Source organism: Priestia megaterium, assembly GCF_023824195.1.
In the GTDB taxonomy this organism is placed as follows: domain Bacteria; phylum Bacillota; class Bacilli; order Bacillales; family Bacillaceae_H; genus Priestia; species Priestia megaterium_D.
In genome coordinates this window covers 4,560,836-4,580,517 of sequence record NZ_CP085442.1, presented here as the reverse complement: position 1 = coordinate 4,580,517, position 19,682 = coordinate 4,560,836, and the positions used below count along the sequence as shown (strand labels likewise).

Genomic DNA, 19,682 nt, shown 5'->3' with positions numbered 1-19,682 from the left:
GGAGAGACCACCATGACAAAAAAAGTCGCTGTATTACCGGGTGACGGCGTAGGAACAGAAGTAACCAAAGGCGCTGTTGCCGTTTTAAAAGCAATTGGAGAGCGCTTTGATCATCAATTTGAGTTTACGTATGGACTAATTGGCGGAGCTGCAATTGATGAGGCGGGCACACCTCTTCCAGAAAGTACAATTGAGACTTGTAAGCAGGCGGATGCTGTATTACTTGGATCGGTTGGAGGGCCAAAATGGGATCGTAACCCTTCACATTTGCGACCGGAAAAAGGTTTGCTAGCTATTCGAAAAGAACTGGATTTATATGCTAATCTTCGTCCGGTGACGTTTTATGATAGCTTAGCGGATGCCTCTCCTCTGAAAAAAGAATACATTGAAGGTGTCGACTTCATTATCGTCCGTGAGCTAACAGGAGGCTTATATTTTGGTAAGCCTAGCGAGCGCCGAACAGAAGGAAATGAAGAAACAGTTGTCGACACATTATTTTATAAGCGTACAGAAATAGAAAGAATTATTCGCCAAGCATTTGACACGGCTGTAAATCGACGTAAAAAAGTAACGTCTGTTGATAAAGCGAATGTGCTTGAGTCTAGTCGAGTGTGGCGTGAAGTAGCTGAAGAAGTAGCAAAAGACTACCCGGATGTAGAGCTTGAGCATATGCTTGTAGATTCAGCTGCTATGCAGTTAATTCGTAATCCGAAGTATTTTGATGTAGTGGTAACTGAAAATATGTTTGGTGATATTTTAAGTGATGAGGCTTCTATGCTGACAGGATCGTTAGGAATGTTGCCATCTGCGAGCTTAACGGCTGATGGTCCATCTTTATACGAACCGGTTCACGGTTCTGCACCAGATATTGCTGGTCAAAACAAAGCTAATCCGATTGCTGCTATTTTATCTGCAGCAATGTTGCTTAGACATTCATTTGGGTTAGAAAAAGAAGCAGCAGTGATTGAACAAGCGGTTGAAAGTGTATTACATGCAGGTCATCGAACAGCTGACTTAGCAGACGGTAATCATTATTTAGGTACCGATAAAATGGTGGAGGCGATAACTGCGGTAATTGCCAATGATTCTGCCATTTCAAGCATTATGACAGCTTACAGTTAATCATGCGTTTCTCACGTTTTGTGAGAAACGTTTTTCATAATCAGAAAGGAGGAGCAGTATGAAACCAAAAACAATTATTGATAAGCTTTGGGAACAACATGTTGTACGTCGAGAAGAGGGGAAGCCGGACTTATTATATATCGATCTTCATCTTATTCATGAAGTAACTTCCCCTCAAGCATTTGAAGGTCTTCGCGTGGCAAATCGCCAAGTGAAGCGTCCAGACTTAACGTTTGCTACAATGGACCACAACATTCCAACGGTTGACCGTTTTAATATTAAAGATCCGATTGCAAAGAAACAAGTAGACAAACTATCCGAAAACTGTCATGAGTTTGGTGTGAAGCTTTTAGATTTAACAAGTGAAGAGCAAGGAATTGTGCATATCATTGGACCGGAATTAGGATTAACTCAGCCTGGAAAAACCATTGTGTGCGGAGATAGTCATACATCTACTCACGGTGCATTTGGAGCACTTGCTTTTGGTATAGGAACTAGTGAGGTAGAGCATGTTTTAGCAACACAAACGCTATGGCAAGCGAAACCAAAAACGCTACAAGTGAAAGTAAATGGCAAAAAGCAGCCTGGCGTTTATGCTAAGGACATTGTGTTAGCAATAATTCAAAAATTCGGTGTGAATTTTGGAACGGGTTCAATCGTGGAATTTACGGGCGAATGTATTCGCGATCTTTCAATGGAAGAGCGCATGACCATTTGTAATATGTCTATTGAAGCCGGTGCAAAAGCTGGTTTAATCAGTCCAGACGATGTCACTTTCTCTTATATTAAAGGACGTCAGTATGCTCCTAAAGGAGAACAGTTTGAAAAAGCAGTGGAAGCTTGGGCAGCTTTAGCAACAGATGAAGGTGCAACATACGATGAAACGCTGGAAATTGATGCAGATACAATTGAACCTGTTGTAACATGGGGAACAAACCCGGCGATGAGTTCTTATGTTAGCAAGCAAGTTCCTACATTAGAAGAGTGTAAAACAGAAGCTGAGAGAAAGTCTTTGTCACGAGCACTTGAGTATATGGGCTTACAGCCTGGCATGGCAATAGAAGAGATTCCAGTTCAGCATGTATTTATCGGTTCATGTACAAATGCTCGTTTGTCTGATCTTCGTGACGTGGCAGCCTTTATTAAAGGAAAGAAAGTGTCACCAGATGTGCGAGCGATAATTGTACCAGGTTCTCAAAAAGTAAAGCGAGTGGCTGAAGAAGAAGGATTATCTGCTATTTTTATTGAAGCAGGTTTTGATTGGAGAGACTCAGGCTGCAGCATGTGTCTAGGCATGAACTCTGACTTAGTTCCACAAGGCGAACACTGTGCGTCCACTTCTAACCGCAATTTTGAAGGACGTCAGGGAAAAGGCGCCAGAACGCATTTAGTAAGCCCGGTAATGGCAGCAGCGGCAGCGGTATATGGACATTTTGTTGATGTACGCAAACTACAAGAACAAGCGGTGCGATAAGGAGGAGAACACAGATGAATGCTTTTACAATCCATGCAGGGAAAGTAGCAGGTCTCGACCGAGCAAACGTAGATACTGATCAAATTATCCCAAAGCAATTTTTGAAAAGAATTGAGCGTACTGGCTTTGGCCAATTTCTATTTTTTGATTGGCGATATAATGAAGATGAAACGTTAAATGAAACGTTTGAATTAAATCAGCCTCAAAATCAAGGAGCAACAATTCTTGTAGCTGACGAGAACTTCGGATGTGGTTCGTCACGTGAACACGCTCCATGGGCGCTTTTAGACTACGGGTTTCGTGCCATTATCGCACCTTCATTTGCGGATATTTTTAAACAAAACTGTCTAAAAAATGGTATTTTACCTATTGTTTTACCAAAAGAAGATGTTTCCTATTTAATGAAAGAGTCTCAAAGTGCTTCTTACGCCTGTACAATCGATCTTCATCAGCAAAAAATTACCGATGAAGCAGGTTTTGAACGTACGTTTGATATCAATGGCCATTGGAAATATATGCTTGTTAACGGATATGATGAAATTGGCTATACGCTTTCTTTTGAAGACGACATTTCTGCTTATGAAGCAAAAACGGTAAGATATTAACCAAAAATCGAGCAAAATTATGATTTTGCTCGATTTTTTTGCGTTCCGTTAATCGAATTGCTAAACTGTAAAGCAAATGGACCGCGAAGTGGGGAGAAAACATGTCGAATGAACAACAAAACAAAATTGTAGCTTTTCCTCTATTAAAAGAACGGTTGGTTGAAAAAGCTACAGATCATATGCAGCACAAGCAATTTCAAGAAGCACTTCCTTTATTTGAGCAGGCCTACGAACTTGATAATAAGCATCATGAAATTTTGCTTGGCCTTGTTATTTGTTACGTGGAGCTCGGTGATGCAGGCATAGCTAAGGAATTATGTGAGCAAATGCTGAAAGAAGATATTGGCGATTATTATCATAATTTGCAAATGTACCTCATGGTGTTAATTCAGCTTGGTCACTATCATGAAGGATATGTCACTCTACAAGCAGTTATTCAAGAACACAAACTTCCTTCTGAACATGCTGAACAGCTTTATCAGCTATTGGAGTTCTGCAAGAATAGAATGAATCAAGAACAAGTCATAGAAGAACAAACAGAAGAAGAACAGCTAGAGCAGTTTAAATCATTCACAGCTCTAGACAATATTCAAGATCAGCTTGAATGGGTTCATTCATTAAAAACAAAGAGAATTGAAAAGCAGCGCTTCTTTCTGGAACAGCTATTTTCATCCGAAGCTGTTCACCCTATCGTAAAAACAGTCGCTTTAAAAACAGTCATGGAAGAAGAAGTAGACATTGATTTTATGATTACTAAGTTTGGAGAGACGAAAAAAGTAAATGCGCTTCAGCTTCAACGAACAACACCGTATTTGTTTGCCGAGCAAGTAGAAGCGAAGCTGACGGAAAAGCTGGAGCATGAAAATCCTACACTGCTGCAGGTTGCCGTTGAGATATGGCAGCGTCATTTATTTATTACATTTCCGTTTTTACCGGGTGATAATGTAAAACTTTGGACAGAAGCGGTGTATGCTGTTAGTCTGATGATGCAAGGAGAAGAGTCAGATGCAGCTGTAGCAGAGGAAGACGGAAGTTTCTCCGCAGCTGAATTAAGAAAGGCAATTAAAGAGCTAAAAGAAATTGAAGAAATTTCTTTTATATAAAATGTGGTGTTTAGTTGAAACGTCATTGTTGTATGTTATAATATAATGGTTGTAAAATGCACTTAAATACGTATAGTAGAATTTCATCTTTACATTACATTCCTACTTACTTTAAAGTAATAGGGAGTTAAATAGATAATGATTGATGTTTGAACTGATAGGCTATCTGCATTATCTAATTTAGAAATCACTACTTAAAATGATTTTGGAGGGAAACATTCATGTCTGCAAAATGGGAAAAACAAGAAGGAAATCAAGGCGTTTTAACAGTAGAAGTTGAAGCTGCTGAGTTTGATAAAGCCTTAGATAAAGCATTCACAAAAGTTGTAAAACAAGTAAACGTACCAGGGTTCCGTAAAGGTAAAATGCCTCGTCCACTTTTCGAAAAACGTTTTGGCGTAGAATCTTTATACCAAGATGCACTAGACATCTTATTACCTGAAGCTTACAGCAATGCAATTGTTGAAGCTGGTATCGAGCCGGTTGATCGTCCAGAAATCGATGTTGAAACAATCGAAAAAGGACAACCTCTAGTTTTCACTGCTAAAGTAACTGTTAAACCTGAAGTTAAATTAGGCGAATACAAAAACTTAGAAGTAGAAAAAGTAGATACAACTGTAACAGATGAAGACGTTGAAGCTGAATTAAAAACACTTCAAGAGCGTCACGCTGAACTAGTTGTTAAAGAAGAAGGAGCTGTAGCTGAAGGTGATACAGCTGTAATCGACTTTGAAGGTTTCGTTGATGGCGAAGCATTCGAAGGCGGAAAAGGCGAAAACTATTCTTTAGAAATCGGTTCTAACACATTCATCCCTGGCTTTGAAGAGCAACTAGTTGGTCTTGAAGTAGGCGCTGAAAAAGAAGTGGAAGTAACATTCCCTGAAGAGTATCACGCTGAAGAGCTAGCTGGTAAGGCTGCTAAATTCAAAGTGAAATTACACGAAATCAAATCTAAAGAGCTTCCAGCTTTAGACGATGAGTTTGCAAAAGACGTAGATGAAGAAGTAGAAACTTTAGAAGCGTTAAAAGCAAAAACAAAAGAAAAATTACAAAGCGATAAAGAGAATCAAGCGGAATCAGCTCTTCGCGACACTTTAGTAGAAAAAGCTGCTGAAAATGCTGAAGTAGAAATTCCAGAAGCAATGTTCAATACTGAAATGGATCGTATGATGCAAGAGTTTGAACAACGTTTACAAATGCAAGGTCTTAACCTTGAACTTTACTTCCAATTCTCAGGTCAAGATGAAAAAGCTCTTCGCGACCAAATGCGTCCGGATGCTGAAAAGCGTGTGAAAATCAACTTAACGCTAGAAGCTATTTCAAAAGCTGAAAATCTTGAAGTAAGCGAAGAAGAAGTAGAAAAAGAATTAGAAAACATGGCAGGAATGTACAACATGCCTGTCGAAGAAATTAAGAAAGTGCTTGGCAGTCTTGATAGCATTAAAGAAGACATGAAAGTACGTAAAGCAGTTGAATTTCTTGTAGAAAACAGCAAAGCTGTTGCATAATAGTAAGTAAGAAACAAGGCGCGACTTGATCGTGCCTTGTTTTATAAACTTCAATAGTTTTTTTATATCATAACCAACACCGTAGAAGCAGCTTTAACCCATTGTTTGAAATCCGTGGTTATGAAATAGGCCCAATAAGAGGACACTATATAATAGCAGATCTCCATTCTGTTATGCTCATCAACAACATATACATAAAACGTTTTAGTATCTATTCAAGAAAATGTATGGTAAAATGCAATACAAATCTTTTCATAGCGCTTTTACTATGTGATAAAGAGGGGCATTTACCTACAAATAGATGAGTTGTCCATGTTGTTGGGCTATAGCGCGGATAGAAATCAGCTTCGAGCACTTTAGTAAATACTACAAGGGGTGAAAATTATGTTTAAATTTAACGATGAGAAAGGGCAGTTAAAATGCTCATTTTGTGGTAAAACACAAGAACAAGTACGCAAGTTAGTTGCGGGTCCAGGTGTTTACATATGCGATGAATGTATTGAACTTTGCACGGAAATCGTAGAAGAAGAGTTAGGTACAGAAGAAGAAGTAGAATTTAAAGATGTACCAAAACCAAAAGAAATTCGTGACATTTTAGATGAGTATGTAATTGGTCAAGAGGATGCGAAAAAATCGTTATCCGTTGCAGTATACAACCATTACAAACGAATCAATTCAAACAGTAAAATTGATGACGTTGAGTTATCAAAAAGTAATATTGCATTAATTGGACCTACAGGAAGCGGTAAAACTTTACTAGCTCAAACATTGGCTCGTATTTTAAACGTACCGTTTGCGATTGCAGATGCAACATCTCTAACAGAAGCGGGTTATGTAGGAGAAGATGTTGAAAACATCTTATTAAAATTAATTCAATCAGCTGATTACGATGTGGAGAAAGCTGAAAAAGGTATCATCTACATCGATGAAATTGATAAAGTAGCGCGTAAGTCTGAAAACCCATCTATTACACGTGATGTATCAGGTGAAGGTGTGCAGCAGGCTCTTCTTAAAATCTTAGAAGGTACTGTAGCAAGTGTTCCTCCTCAAGGTGGACGTAAACACCCTCATCAAGAATTTATTCAAATTGATACAACCAATATCTTATTTATTTGCGGTGGTGCATTTGACGGAATCGAACCTATTATTAAGCGTCGTCTAGGTAAAAAAGTAATTGGTTTCGGTTCAGAAACAAAACAACAAGACTTTACAGAAAAAGAGTTACTAGCAAAAGTATTACCGGAAGATTTATTAAAATTTGGTTTAATTCCAGAGTTTATTGGTCGTTTACCGGTTACTGCTAGCTTAGTGCCTCTTGATGAAGAAGCGCTAGTTGAGATTTTAACAAAACCGAAAAATGCACTAGTAAAACAATATCAAAAAATGCTTGAACTTGATGACGTTGAACTTGAGTTCGAAGACGAGGCTTTAGTAGAAATTTCTAAAAAAGCAATCGAGCGTAAAACAGGTGCTCGTGGTTTACGTTCAATCATTGAAGGTATTATGTTAGATGTAATGTTTGATCTTCCTTCACGTGATGATATTACAAAATGTATTATTACAGGTGAAACCGTTCGTGATCAAGCGGCTCCTAAGTTCGTATTAGAAGACGGATCTACCATTCAAGAAGGCAGCAAAACATCAGCATAAAAAAAGCCAGGTACTCAATTTGAGTACCCGGCTTTTTTTATGCTGATGAAGGACAACTAAATTTTACTTTTTACTAGAATCTTGTTTATTCCTACTGCTGCAGGGAGATAATAACTGATAATTATCTTACTAAACTGCGCAGGAGGTTTATCTATGAACTGGACGAATATTGCCTTAATGGTCCAACTCTTTTTTGGTATCATCATTGGCTTATATTTTTGGAATTTATTACGCAATCAGCGTACGCAAAAAGTCTCAATTGACCGGGATTCAAAGAAAGAAATGGAGCAATTGCAGAAAATGAGAGCCATCTCTTTAACTGAGCCGCTTGCCGAACGTGTAAGGCCGTCTAGCTTCTCCGATATTGTCGGACAAGAAGATGGAATTCGGTCACTAAAGGCGGCCCTTTGCGGCCCTAATCCACAGCACGTGATTGTATACGGACCGCCTGGAGTAGGAAAAACAGCAGCAGCACGTTTAGTGTTAGAAGAAGCCAAGAAGAATAAAAAATCACCTTTCAAACAATCGGCTGTATTTGTAGAGTTAGATGCAACTACGGCGCGTTTTGATGAGCGGGGCATTGCTGATCCTTTGATTGGGTCTGTTCATGATCCTATTTACCAAGGAGCGGGTGCCATGGGCCAAGCTGGAATTCCGCAGCCAAAACAAGGAGCGGTTACAGATGCACACGGGGGAATTTTATTTATTGATGAAATTGGAGAGCTCCATCCTATTCAGATGAATAAGCTGTTAAAGGTTCTAGAAGATCGAAAAGTGTTTATGGAAAGCGCCTATTACAGCGAAGAAAACACACAAATCCCGACACATATTCACGATATTTTTCAAAATGGTTTGCCAGCAGACTTTCGTTTGATTGGTGCGACGACTAGAACGCCTAATGAAATTCCGCCTGCCATTCGTTCCAGATGCGTAGAGGTATTTTTCCGTGAGCTTGATCGCGACGAAATTATTACAGTTGCAAAAAAAGCAGCAAATAAAGTAAGAATGGATATATCAGAAGAAGGTTTATCTCTGTTTTCTACATATGCACGCAATGGACGTGAAACGGTTAATATGATGCAAATTGCGGCTGGATTAGCGATATCAGAGGAACGAACGGACATTAAAAATGAAGATATTGAATGGATTGTTCATTCTAGTCAACTATCTCCAAGACACGATCCGAAAATTGCGGATGAGGAAAAAGTGGGACTTATTAATGGATTAGCGGTGTACGGGCCCAACTCTGGAGCACTTTTAGAAATTGAAGTCAAAGCGATTCCTGCAAAAGAGAAAGGGAACATTATTATTACGGGTATCGTTGAAGAGGAAAGTATAGGGACTCAAGGGAAGTCTATTCGCCGTAAAAGTATGGCTAAAAGCTCAATTGAAAATGTCATAACTGTTCTTCGCTCAATGGATGTTCCAGCCGATGAGTATGATATTCATGTAAACTTTCCGGGAGGCGTGCCAATTGATGGACCTTCTGCTGGTATTGCTATGGCAACAGGGATCTACTCAGCGATTTATGAAGTGCCAATTAAACATACGGTAGCAATGACAGGAGAAATTGGTCTGCACGGCAACGTGAAGCCAATTGGCGGTGTGATTCCAAAAATCAAGGCAGCAAAACAAGCGGGAGTTCAGACGGTGATTGTGCCAAAGGAAAATATGAATACAATGGTAGAAAAGGTAAAAGGTATCGATATTATTCCTGTCCATCATTTAACAGAGGTGTTTGAACAAGCGCTATTGTCTGTACATGAGCATGTTGCACATTTGTCGGTAGATTCAGCTATTTCAAATAGAGAATCTAGTTAATTCTATCATGATAATTAAAAATTAATGGTCAGATGAATATTCATCGCCTTTTTCGCGTATAAAATCTTTATACACAACCAACGAAAAAGGCGTTTTTTTATGAAAAGAGCTTAAAAAGATATATTTTGCCTTTTAATTCTTTCTCATGATACAATTAGTAATTACTATTGTTAGACATGTGTATATAAATAAGATAAAATTGTTAAAAGAATTCACACTTTACATACTTTAATTGACGAGCATTGGAGGTGTTCATTGCATGGCAGAAAAAGAAAAATTGACAATGCCGCTATTGCCTTTACGAGGTTTGATCGTCTATCCGACAATGGTGCTTCACCTAGATGTTGGGCGAGATAAATCTGTGCAAGCATTAGAAAAAGCAATGATGGATGATCACTTAGTTTGTTTAGTATCACAAAAAGACATGGGTATCGATGAACCAACAAACGAGGATTTATATAGAACCGGTACGTTAGCAAAAATTAAACAAATGCTAAAGCTGCCGAATGGAACGATGCGCGTCTTAGTAGAAGGACTAAATCGCGTAACCGTTACAGAATTTGAAGACAGCGAAGAATATTTTGTTGTGCACGTGGAAAAGCAAAACGAAGAACATCAGGTTGATGTAGAAGATAAAGCGCTGATGCGCACGCTTTTAGACTATTTCGAACAATACATAAAACTTTCCAAAAAGGTGTCCGTTGAAACTCTTTCAACCGTAAGCGACATTGAAGAACCAGGAAGATTAGCGGATATTGTAGCCTCTCATTTACCAATAAAAATTCAGCTTAAACAAGAAATTTTAGAAATAACTGATGTGAAAGAAAGATTAAATACGATCATTTCTCATATTCAAGACGAGCAAGAAGTTTTGCAGCTGGAGAAAAAAATTGGACAGCGTGTAAAGAAATCAATGGAACGCACTCAGAAAGAGTATTATCTTCGTGAGCAAATGAAGGCGATTCAAAAAGAGCTTGGAGACAAAGAAGGAAAGACGGGAGAAGTAGCAACACTTCGCGAAAAAATTGAAGCAAGTGGGATGACTGACCATGTCAAACAAGTGGCGTTTAAAGAATTGGATCGCTATGAAAAAATTCCTGCTACCTCCGCTGAAAGCTCAGTCATTCGAAATTATATCGAGTGGTTGATTGCGCTACCTTGGACAAATGAAACGGAAGATACGCTCAATATTCATAATGCTGAACAAGTGCTGAACGATGAGCATTATGGCCTTGAAAAAGTGAAGGAACGCGTATTAGAATATCTAGCTGTGCAGCAGTTGACAAAATCTCTTAAAGGCCCTATTTTATGTTTAGCAGGACCTCCTGGCGTAGGGAAAACATCCCTAGCCCGTTCAATTGCTACGTCTCTAGATCGTCATTTTGTACGAGTATCTCTAGGTGGCGTGAGAGATGAGTCTGAAATCCGCGGTCATCGTCGCACTTACGTGGGAGCTATGCCTGGACGCATTATTCAAGGAATGAAAAAAGCAGGAACGATTAATCCGGTATTTCTGCTTGATGAAATCGATAAAATGTCAAATGATTTCCGAGGAGACCCGTCTTCTGCTTTGTTAGAAGTATTGGATCCTGAACAAAACCATAATTTCAGCGATCACTATATAGAAGAAACGTATGATTTATCAAAAGTGATGTTCGTGGCTACAGCTAATAACTTAGCTACAATTCCGGGGCCGCTGCGCGATCGAATGGAAATTATTCAAATTGCTGGTTACACGGAGCTGGAAAAGCTTGAAATCGCGAAGCGTCACCTATTGCTGCGCCAGCTAGAAAATCACGGATTGCAAAAGGGCAATTTGCAGATTCGCGATGACGCGTTAACAGCAATCATCCGTTTATATACGAGAGAAGCGGGTGTTCGTAACCTTGAACGCGAAATTGCTTCAATTTGTCGAAAAGCAGCTCGTATCGTAGTCTCTGGTGAGAAAAAGCGCGTGGTGGTGACGGCCAAAACGCTTGAAGAATTCCTTGGTAAGCCTAGGTTCCGTTACGGACAGGCTGAGACGGAAGATCAAGTCGGCGTTGCTACAGGTCTTGCTTACACAACTGTAGGAGGAGACACGCTAGCCATTGAAGTAAGCTTGTCCCCTGGTAAAGGAAGACTAGTGCTAACCGGAAAGCTTGGAGACGTGATGAAAGAATCAGCTCAGGCAGCATTTAGCTACGTGCGTTCAAATGCAGAGAAACTAGGAATTGATGAAAAGTTTTATGAAAAACATGATATTCACATCCATGTTCCAGAAGGAGCTGTACCAAAGGATGGACCTTCTGCAGGAATTACCATTGCCACTGCTCTAGTATCAGCACTAACGGGTAAACCAGTGCGTAGAGAAGTAGGAATGACAGGAGAAATTACACTAAGAGGTCGCGTATTACCAATCGGTGGTTTAAAAGAAAAATCACTTAGTGCACATCGTGCCGGATTAACTAAAATATTAATCCCTCATGATAATGAACGTGATATTGAAGATATCCCTGACAGTGTACAAGAGGAATTAGACATCGTTCTTGTGTCACATGTGGACCAAGTATTGGAACATGCGCTAGTAGGAGAGGTAAAATGAAAGTAACTCAAGCCGATATTGTCATCAGTGCCGTACGCCCTGAACAATATCCTAAAGAAAACCTGCCAGAGTTTGCGTTAGCAGGCCGTTCAAATGTAGGAAAATCATCTTTTATTAATAAGATGCTTAATCGCAAAAGCTTAGCGCGTACGTCGTCTAAGCCTGGAAAAACTCAAACGCTTAACTTCTTTTTAATTAATGAAATCCTTCACTTTGTAGACGTACCTGGCTACGGATTTGCAAAAGTGTCTAAAAAAGAGCGTGAAGCATGGGGGAAAATGATTGAAACGTATTTAACAAATCGTGAGCAGCTTAAAGCTGTGTTAATGATTGTTGATCTGCGCCATGCCCCTTCAAAGGATGACGTTATGATGTATGAGTTTTTGAAGCACCATGACCTTCCCGTTATGGTTATTGCGACGAAAGCTGATAAAATTCCTAAAGGAAAATGGCAAAAGCACTTAAAAGTAGTGAGAGAAACGCTGGATTTAGATCCAAATGATGAATTAATTCATTTCTCATCTGAAACAGGTGAAGGAAAAGATAAAGCGTGGAAATCTTTGCAGTATCGCATGACTCACTAAACAAAGGAATAGAAGCTAAAAAAATGGAACGTTTATCATCACTCTAACAGGAAGTGAGTCAAACGTTCCATTTTTTTAACTTGTTTACATAGATTACTTTCGTTTGAAAAATAATAAATATAGCCCAACTAGTAACAATAAAATAGGCCAGAAGGTTGTTAAATAATTTACGCCGTCTTCAACTTTTGGCAAAAATAGTTTAAGACGGTCTGAAAACATCATTAAAATGGCAATAATTAAAAGGGTGCCGCCTTGGAAAAAGCCTGATTTGGCTTTTCTAGCACTGAGTAAAAAGCTAATGGCCACCATAAAAACGACCATGCTAATATTCGTAGGCCAAAAGGGAATTTGTTCACTTACATAGAAATGAATACCTAAAGTGATTAATATGTAGCTTGCAAGCAAGTTTGAATGATCTTGAGATAAAGCAGACTCAGTTAACAGTGCTGCTCCTATTAAAATTAACAGTACAGGCCACGTGTATACCTTTGCTGCAATGCTCATATGTAGTTCATTCAGTAAGAAAAAGATTCCAAATCCAACTAGTAAGACACCAAAAAACATTGATTGCTTTTTCATAGTAACCTCCAGGTGTTTCAAAACAGAAAACGTGATAAAACGCTGCTTTTTTGATACAATTTATTACGGAATAACAGTTAATATCTTAACACATGTTTTCAAAGACTGTTCACATTTTTTTTTCGAATGACTTACAGAACATGTTATAATAGTTAGAGATAAGGCGAAGCTTACATCTGTGTAATGTCCGCCGTTTTTTACGAATAGTAGAATGAAGAACGCCGGATTTTACGGGCAGTTATCTCACTGTAGCTCTTTGGAAATTTAGGGGTTACTGCCCGTCAAATTCGGATAAATAAGCACATTTCAATTATAGGGGGTATGTACAAATGCATATTATAGCAGTCGGCTTAAACTTTCGAACAGCCCCTGTTGAAATAAGAGAAAAGCTTAGTTTTAATGAGCAAGAACTAGCATCTGCCATGAAAACGTTAAGCGGCCAAAAAAGTATTTTGGAAAACATCATTGTTTCAACATGCAATCGTACGGAAATTTATGCTGTTGTTGATCAATTACACACGGGCCGTTATTATGTAAAAGCATTTTTAGCTGAATGGTTCGGAATAGATAAAGAAGAGTTTTCGCCTTATTTAACCATCTATGAAAATGATGGAGCCATCGAACATTTATACCGAGTAGCATGTGGATTAGATTCAATGGTGATTGGTGAAACACAAATTCTTGGACAAGTGCGTTCAAGCTTTTTGCTTGCTCAAGAAGAAGAAACAATTGGAACGGTTTTTAATCAGCTGTTTAAACAAGCTGTGACATTAGCAAAAAAAGCTCATCATGAAACAGAAATTGGTGCGAATGCAGTTTCTGTCAGCTATGCAGCCGTAGAGCTTGCTAAAAAGATTTTTGGAGACTTATCATCCAAACATGTATTGATTCTTGGTGCGGGAAAAATGGGTCAGCTTGCCGTACAGAATTTATATGGCAGCGGAGCTAAAAAAGTAACGGTAGTGAATCGAACATTTGAAAAGGCACAGGAGCTAGCAAACCGTTTTTCTGGAGAAGCCAAACCATTTGCTGATCTTCAACATGCTTTAAGCGAAGCAGATATCTTAATTAGTTCAACAGGAGCTAATGACTATGTAGTAACGAAACAAATGATGAGTGAAGCCGAGCGTACGCGTAAAGGTCGTCCATTGTTTATGGTAGACATCGCCGTTCCGCGTGACTTAGATCCAGAACTAGATGAGCTAGAGACGGTCTTTTTATATGATATCGACGATTTAAACGGGATTGTAGAATCCAATTTGCAAGAGCGTCAAAAAGCTGCGGATGAAATTGGAATTATGCTTGAAGCTGAAATTGTTGCTTTCAAGTCTTGGCTTGGTACATTAGGCGTTGTGCCTGTTATTTCTGCACTTCGTCAAAAAGCACTTACCATTCAAGCTGAAACGATGAAAAGCATTGATCGTAAGCTCCCAGATTTATCTGAGCGTGAGCGCAAAGTTTTAAATAAACATACAAAAAGTATAATTAATCAACTTCTTCGCGATCCAATTTTACACGCGAAAGAATTGGCTGGAGAGAAACATGCTGAAGAGTCTTTAGAGCTGTTCATGAAGATTTTTAATATTGAACAGGAAGTTGCTTTGCAAAAAGAAAAAGAAGAGCAGCTTCATACATCGATTACGTCTCATTCAGTAGCTTATCAGTCTTAAGTGAGGATTGAATAATGGTTGATATGGAATTAACCAGAATCTATGAATTGATTGTGATTTTATACGCGGTGAGCGTTTTATTATATTTTATTGATTTTGTACAAAATAACCGGAAGGCAAACTCGATAGCCTTCTGGTTACTTTCTATTGTGTGGGTTTTGCAAACAGCCTTTTTAATTTTACGAATGTTTGAGACGGGAAGGTTTCCTATTCTTACCGTTTCTGAGGGGCTGTATTTTTACGCGTGGGTGTTAATTACTCTTTCACTTGTGATTAATCGCCTGTTCCGCGTTGATTTTATGGTGTTTTTTACAAATGTGATTGGTTTCTTAATTATGGCTATTCATACGTTTGCTCCACTTGAAACATACACTGCTGTCCAGTCGGAGCGCCTTGTGTCAGAATTATTAATCATTCATATTACCATGGCTATTTTATCTTACGGCGCTTTTTCAGTCTCTTTTGTTTTTTCCGCTCTGTATCTTGTTCAGTATAATTTATTGAAAAAGAAGAAATGGGGCAAGCGCTTGCTAAGAATTGAAGATTTAACAAAGCTAGATTACATGTCCTATGTATTAATTTTAATTGGTGTACCGCTGTTATTGCTTTCGTTAATCTTAGGAATCATATGGGCTTATATTAAATACGTAGATTTTCATTGGTACGATACAAAAGTGTTAGGTTCATTTTTAATGTTCGTTGCATACAGCGCTTACTTGTATGCTAGACTGCGTAGAGGTATTCAAGGAAAGGCAATCGCGATGTGGAATATTGGATTGTTCTTAGTCTTACTTATTAATTTCTTTTTATTTGGCAGTTTATCGAATTTTCACTTTTGGGGTTCGTAATTAGGAGGACAACATGCGAAAAATTATTGTCGGCTCTCGTCGAAGCAAACTTGCGTTAACACAGACCAAGTGGGTCATTGAACAGTTAAAAAAACAAGGTCTTCCTTTTGAGTTTGAAATTAAAGAAATGGTTACAAAAGGGGACCAAATTTTAAATGTAACGCTGTCCAAAGTAGGCGGTAAAGGTCTTTTTGTAAAAGAAATTGAACAAGCCATGTTAGATAAAGAAATTGATATGGCCGTTCATAGTATGAAAGATATGCCGGCTGTTTTGCCAGAAGGATTAACGATTGGATGTATTCCTTTACGAGAAGATCATCGTGATGCGCTTATTTCAAAAAATGGTGAGCGATTTGAGGAGCTACCAAGCGGTGCTGTGATTGGGACAAGCAGCTTGCGTCGAGGGGCACAGCTTCTATCTATGCGTTCAGATATCGAAATTAAATGGATTCGAGGAAATATCGACACACGCCTAGAGAAATTAAAAAATGAAGATTACGATGCGATTATCTTGGCAGCTGCAGGGTTATCTCGTATGGGCTGGTCGAAAGATACGGTCACTCAGTACCTAGAGCCGGAAATAAGCGTTCCCGCTGTGGGACAAGGAGCTTTAGCTATCGAATGCCGAGAAAATGACCATGAATTATTATCGCTTCTTCAAGCTCTAAATCATGATGAAACGGCTCGTGCTGTTAGAGCTGAACGCGTATTTTTAAAAGAGATGGAAGGCGGATGCCAAGTGCCGATTGCGGGTTATGGGCGTATATTGGACGGCGGAAACATTGAGCTAACGTCGCTAGTCGCGTCTCCTGATGGCAAAACGATTTACAAAGAGCACATTACGGGAAAAGACCCCATTGCTATCGGTTCAGAAGCTGCTGAGCGCTTAACATCTCAAGGAGCTAAGCTTTTAATTGACCGTGTAAAAGAGGAGCTGGACAAATAATGAGTCATGAGGCTCCTCTTTTTTTGAAAAAAGTTTTGATTACAAGAGAAGCGAAGCAGGCTCATTCATTTGCAGCACAGATTAAAAAGCTTGGAGGCATACCTTTAAGCTTACCAGTCCTCACGTTCGCACGTTCTAACAATGAAAAAGAAGTGGAAGATGTCCTGCTGTCGATTGACTGTTTTGATTGGATTGTTTTTACAAGTCAAAACGGCATTTCTTTTTTCTTTGAATGGCTAAAAGAGTTAAATATCAGTTGGAGTGCTTTAAAAAGATTAAAAGTGGCCGCGGTTGGAGAAAAAACCGCAAAATTGCTAGAAAAACACGATCTTAATGTGCAACTTGTTCCACAAGAATACGTTGCGGAATCACTTCTTGAGTCGTTAAAAGCAAATGTGTCACATCACGAGCGAGTTCTCCTTGTACGAGGACAATTAGCCCGCTCTGTTTTAAAAGATGGGTTAAAAGAGTGTGAGGTAACGGATTTAGTTGTATATCAGACCATTCGAAATCAAGACTCTGAACGCTTGGTTAAGCAACATTTAGAAATAGGAATTGATGCTATTACTTTTACAAGTTCTTCTACAGTGAGATTTTTTGTCGAGTCAGTTAAAGATATTCCGAATTGGCTTGAGCTTATAAATAGAACCAAAGTTGTTTGCATCGGTCCTATTACGAGTCAGACAGCGAGCGAATATGGAATTAAGCATCTTGTTCCTAACACATACACGATAAATGGTATGATAGATATGTTGGTTAGTTGTTTTGAATAATAAAGGAGGATTTTAACATGAAAGATTTACAATTTACACGTCATCGTCGTCTTCGTAATTCTGTAAATATGCGTGCGCTTGTACGTGAAACACATTTACATCCTGAAGACTTTATATATCCTATTTTTATTGTAGAAGGTGAACAAAAAAGAAATGCTGTAAAATCAATGCCAGGTGTGGATCAAATTTCTTTAGACTACTTGAATGATGAAATCCAAGAGTTAGTCGATTTAGGAATCAAGTCAGCTATGGTATTTGGTGTTCCCGCTGAAAAAGATGCAGTCGGTTCACAGGCATACCATGACCATGGAATTGTCCAAAAAGGTATTCGTCAAATTAAAGAAAATTTTCCAGACTTTGTTGTTATCGCAGATACATGCTTATGTCAATACACAGATCATGGCCACTGTGGTGTAATTGAAGACGGAAAAATCTTAAACGATCCTAGCCTTGACTTATTAGCGCGTACAGCGGTTAGTCAAGCTAAAGCAGGAGCGGATATTATTGCGCCTTCAAACATGATGGACGGTTTCGTGGCAGCTATTCGCCACGGTCTAGACGAAGCTGGATTTGAAGATGTGCCTGTGATGTCTTATGCTGTTAAATATGCATCTGCTTTTTACGGACCATTCCGCGATGCAGCGCATTCTTCTCCTCAATTTGGAGACCGTAAAACATATCAAATGGACCCAGCCAATCGCTTAGAAGCACTTCGAGAAGCAGAATCTGATGTAGAAGAAGGAGCAGATTTCTTAATTGTAAAACCAGCTCTATCTTATTTAGATATTATGCGCGATGTAAAAAACACGTTTAATTTACCGGTAGTGGCTTATAATGTGAGCGGTGAATATTCGATGATTAAAGCGGCAGCTCAAAACGGCTGGGTAAATGAAAAAGAGATTGTTCTTGAAAAATTAATTAGTATGAAGCGTGCAGGAGCGGATTTAATTGTAACGTATCATGCTAAAGACGCAGCACGCTGGTTATCTGACAAGTAATTAAGGAGGCTTACACATGAGAAGTTATGAAAAGTCAAAAGCAGCTTTTTTAGAAGCGCAGCAATTAATGCCGGGTGGAGTAAACAGTCCTGTTCGTGCATTTAAATCAGTAGATATGGATCCTATTTTTATGGAACGAGGAAAAGGCGCTACGATTTACGATATTGACGGCAACAAATATATTGACTACGTCTTATCATGGGGACCTTTAATTCACGGACATTCCAACGATCAAGTAGTTGAAGCAGTAAAAAAAGTAACGGAATCTGGTACAAGCTTTGGTGCACCAACATTAATTGAAAATGAGCTTGCTAAGGTTGTTATTGAGCGCGTTCCTTCAATCGAAATCGTCCGTATGGTGAGTTCAGGTACGGAAGCAACGATGAGCGCACTGCGTTTAGCACGTGGCTATACGGGCCGCAACAAAATTTTAAAATTTGAAGGCTGTTACCATGGGCACGGTGACTCTCTTCTAATTAAAGCTGGCTCAGGCGTTGCAACATTAGGCCTACCAGATAGCCCGGGAGTGCCTGAAGGAATCGCTAAAAACACGATTACAGTGCCGTACAACGATTTAGAAAGCGTACAATATGCTTTTAAAGAATTCGGAGATGACATTGCCGGAGTAATCGTTGAACCGGTAGCAGGAAATATGGGTGTGGTACCGCCTCAGCCAGGTTTCTTACAAGGGCTTCGTGATATCACATCAGAATATGGCTCACTGCTCATTTTTGATGAAGTAATGACAGGGTTCCGCGTAGCGTACAACTGTGCACAGGGCTACTATAACATTACGCCTGACTTAACTTGCTTAGGAAAAGTAATCGGTGGTGGTTTACCAGTAGGTGCTTACGGTGGTAAAGCTGAAATTATGGAGCGAGTTGCACCAAGCGGCCCGATTTATCAAGCAGGTACATTATCAGGTAATCCGCTTGCGATGACAGCTGGATACGAGACATTAACGCAGCTGACACCTCAATCCTACGATGAGTTCATTCGTAAAGCAGATCGATTAGAAGAAGGATTGATGGCAGCAGCTGAAAAATATGATGTGCCGTTTACCGTAAACCGAGCTGGTTCAATGATCGGTTTCTTCTTTACAAACGAACAAGTAATAAATTACGAAACAGCGAAAACATCGAATTTAGATTATTTTGCAGCTTACTATCGTGAAATGGCTAATGAAGGCGTGTTTTTACCTCCTTCTCAATTCGAAGGAATGTTTTTATCAACTTCTCATACAGATGCAGACATTGAACATACAATTGCAGCAGCTGAAAAAGCTTTTTCGAAGTTACGTGGATAAACAGCTAAATAAGATTGACTTTTATATCAAAGCTTACGGAGGATTCCGTAAGCTTTTTTAGTTTTAAAGACATATTTTAATTTATTTGTTCATACATCTTTAATGACCGCG

Annotated in this window: 16 protein-coding genes; 15 read left to right on the top strand and 1 reads right to left on the bottom strand. The window is 39.1% G+C overall.

Features of this window, described 5'->3' with window-relative positions; all coding sequences use genetic code 11:
• Positions 1 to 12 precede the first annotated feature (12 nt).
• From leuB to yihA, 9 genes are all read left to right on the top strand, one after another.
• The gene (gene leuB / locus LIS78_RS23785; RefSeq protein ID WP_013059372.1) at positions 13 to 1,122 is read left to right on the top strand and encodes a 3-isopropylmalate dehydrogenase; all 1,110 of its coding nucleotides are present in this window, start codon (positions 13 to 15) and stop codon (positions 1,120 to 1,122) included.
• Positions 1,123 to 1,180: 58 nt separating this feature from the next.
• A complete protein-coding gene (leuC, locus tag LIS78_RS23780) occupies positions 1,181 to 2,596 on the top strand; it encodes a 3-isopropylmalate dehydratase large subunit (RefSeq protein ID WP_013059371.1) in 1,416 nt (471 codons plus the stop codon).
• A gap of 14 nt (positions 2,597 to 2,610) precedes the next feature.
• Complete coding sequence (gene leuD, locus LIS78_RS23775; RefSeq protein ID WP_195781783.1) at positions 2,611 to 3,201, top strand: 3-isopropylmalate dehydratase small subunit; 591 nt, start codon at positions 2,611 to 2,613, stop codon at positions 3,199 to 3,201.
• Between the two features lie 101 nt (positions 3,202 to 3,302).
• Complete coding sequence (locus LIS78_RS23770; RefSeq protein ID WP_252284429.1) at positions 3,303 to 4,304, top strand: tetratricopeptide repeat protein; 1,002 nt, start codon at positions 3,303 to 3,305, stop codon at positions 4,302 to 4,304.
• Between the two features lie 221 nt (positions 4,305 to 4,525).
• Positions 4,526 to 5,812 (top strand): trigger factor, encoded by a 1,287-nt coding sequence (gene tig, locus LIS78_RS23765; RefSeq protein ID WP_252284428.1) that lies wholly within the window; start codon positions 4,526 to 4,528, stop codon positions 5,810 to 5,812.
• Positions 5,813 to 6,196: 384 nt separating this feature from the next.
• The gene (gene clpX, locus LIS78_RS23760) at positions 6,197 to 7,462 is read left to right on the top strand and encodes an ATP-dependent protease ATP-binding subunit ClpX (protein ID WP_013059367.1); all 1,266 of its coding nucleotides are present in this window, start codon (positions 6,197 to 6,199) and stop codon (positions 7,460 to 7,462) included.
• 153 nt (positions 7,463 to 7,615) lie between these two features.
• Positions 7,616 to 9,283, top strand: a complete 1,668-nt coding sequence (gene lonB / locus LIS78_RS23755) for an ATP-dependent protease LonB (RefSeq protein ID WP_252284427.1) — start codon at positions 7,616 to 7,618, stop codon at positions 9,281 to 9,283.
• Positions 9,284 to 9,542: 259 nt separating this feature from the next.
• On the top strand, positions 9,543 to 11,867 hold the full coding sequence (gene lon, locus LIS78_RS23750; RefSeq protein ID WP_252284426.1) for an endopeptidase La: 2,325 nt from the start codon (positions 9,543 to 9,545) through the stop codon (positions 11,865 to 11,867).
• Positions 11,864 to 12,451: a ribosome biogenesis GTP-binding protein YihA/YsxC gene (gene yihA / locus LIS78_RS23745; protein ID WP_013059364.1), complete on the top strand. Its 588-nt coding sequence runs from the start codon at positions 11,864 to 11,866 to the stop codon at positions 12,449 to 12,451. Before lon ends, yihA begins: the two co-directional genes overlap by 4 nt.
• Positions 12,452 to 12,544: 93 nt before the next feature.
• On the opposite strand, the gene LIS78_RS23740 is transcribed toward yihA, so the two are convergent.
• On the bottom strand, positions 12,545 to 13,030 hold the full coding sequence (locus LIS78_RS23740; protein ID WP_013059363.1) for a LiaF transmembrane domain-containing protein: 486 nt from the start codon (positions 13,028 to 13,030) through the stop codon (positions 12,545 to 12,547).
• A 329-nt stretch (positions 13,031 to 13,359) separates the two neighbouring features.
• Between LIS78_RS23740 and hemA the strand changes: the two genes are divergently transcribed.
• From hemA to hemL, 6 genes are read left to right on the top strand one after another with little or no spacing between them, the layout of a single operon-like run.
• A complete protein-coding gene (hemA, locus tag LIS78_RS23735; RefSeq protein ID WP_097824644.1) occupies positions 13,360 to 14,700 on the top strand; it encodes a glutamyl-tRNA reductase in 1,341 nt (446 codons plus the stop codon).
• A 14-nt stretch (positions 14,701 to 14,714) separates the two neighbouring features.
• Complete coding sequence (locus tag LIS78_RS23730; RefSeq protein WP_013059361.1) at positions 14,715 to 15,548, top strand: cytochrome C assembly family protein; 834 nt, start codon at positions 14,715 to 14,717, stop codon at positions 15,546 to 15,548.
• A gap of 13 nt (positions 15,549 to 15,561) precedes the next feature.
• Complete coding sequence (hemC, locus tag LIS78_RS23725) at positions 15,562 to 16,494, top strand: hydroxymethylbilane synthase (protein WP_116073817.1); 933 nt, start codon at positions 15,562 to 15,564, stop codon at positions 16,492 to 16,494.
• Positions 16,494 to 17,267 (top strand): uroporphyrinogen-III synthase, encoded by a 774-nt coding sequence (locus tag LIS78_RS23720; RefSeq protein ID WP_252284425.1) that lies wholly within the window; start codon positions 16,494 to 16,496, stop codon positions 17,265 to 17,267. Before hemC ends, LIS78_RS23720 begins: the two co-directional genes overlap by 1 nt.
• A 17-nt stretch (positions 17,268 to 17,284) precedes the next feature.
• Positions 17,285 to 18,265, top strand: a complete 981-nt coding sequence (hemB, locus tag LIS78_RS23715) for a porphobilinogen synthase (RefSeq protein WP_014458109.1) — start codon at positions 17,285 to 17,287, stop codon at positions 18,263 to 18,265.
• 16 nt (positions 18,266 to 18,281) lie between these two features.
• A complete protein-coding gene (hemL, locus tag LIS78_RS23710) occupies positions 18,282 to 19,571 on the top strand; it encodes a glutamate-1-semialdehyde 2,1-aminomutase (protein ID WP_013059357.1) in 1,290 nt (429 codons plus the stop codon).
• Positions 19,572 to 19,682: the final 111 nt, after the last annotated feature.

Coding starts and splice junctions, on each gene's coding strand:
- leuB (WP_013059372.1), top strand. CDS start 13: ATGACAAAAAAAGTCGCTGTATTACCGGGTGACGGCGTAGGAACAGAA.
- leuC (WP_013059371.1), top strand. CDS start 1,181: ATGAAACCAAAAACAATTATTGATAAGCTTTGGGAACAACATGTTGTA.
- leuD (WP_195781783.1), top strand. CDS start 2,611: ATGAATGCTTTTACAATCCATGCAGGGAAAGTAGCAGGTCTCGACCGA.
- LIS78_RS23770 (WP_252284429.1), top strand. CDS start 3,303: ATGTCGAATGAACAACAAAACAAAATTGTAGCTTTTCCTCTATTAAAA.
- tig (WP_252284428.1), top strand. CDS start 4,526: ATGTCTGCAAAATGGGAAAAACAAGAAGGAAATCAAGGCGTTTTAACA.
- clpX (WP_013059367.1), top strand. CDS start 6,197: ATGTTTAAATTTAACGATGAGAAAGGGCAGTTAAAATGCTCATTTTGT.
- lonB (WP_252284427.1), top strand. CDS start 7,616: ATGAACTGGACGAATATTGCCTTAATGGTCCAACTCTTTTTTGGTATC.
- lon (WP_252284426.1), top strand. CDS start 9,543: ATGGCAGAAAAAGAAAAATTGACAATGCCGCTATTGCCTTTACGAGGT.
- yihA (WP_013059364.1), top strand. CDS start 11,864: ATGAAAGTAACTCAAGCCGATATTGTCATCAGTGCCGTACGCCCTGAA.
- LIS78_RS23740 (WP_013059363.1), bottom strand. CDS start 13,030: ATGAAAAAGCAATCAATGTTTTTTGGTGTCTTACTAGTTGGATTTGGA.
- hemA (WP_097824644.1), top strand. CDS start 13,360: ATGCATATTATAGCAGTCGGCTTAAACTTTCGAACAGCCCCTGTTGAA.
- LIS78_RS23730 (WP_013059361.1), top strand. CDS start 14,715: ATGGTTGATATGGAATTAACCAGAATCTATGAATTGATTGTGATTTTA.
- hemC (WP_116073817.1), top strand. CDS start 15,562: ATGCGAAAAATTATTGTCGGCTCTCGTCGAAGCAAACTTGCGTTAACA.
- LIS78_RS23720 (WP_252284425.1), top strand. CDS start 16,494: ATGAGTCATGAGGCTCCTCTTTTTTTGAAAAAAGTTTTGATTACAAGA.
- hemB (WP_014458109.1), top strand. CDS start 17,285: ATGAAAGATTTACAATTTACACGTCATCGTCGTCTTCGTAATTCTGTA.
- hemL (WP_013059357.1), top strand. CDS start 18,282: ATGAGAAGTTATGAAAAGTCAAAAGCAGCTTTTTTAGAAGCGCAGCAA.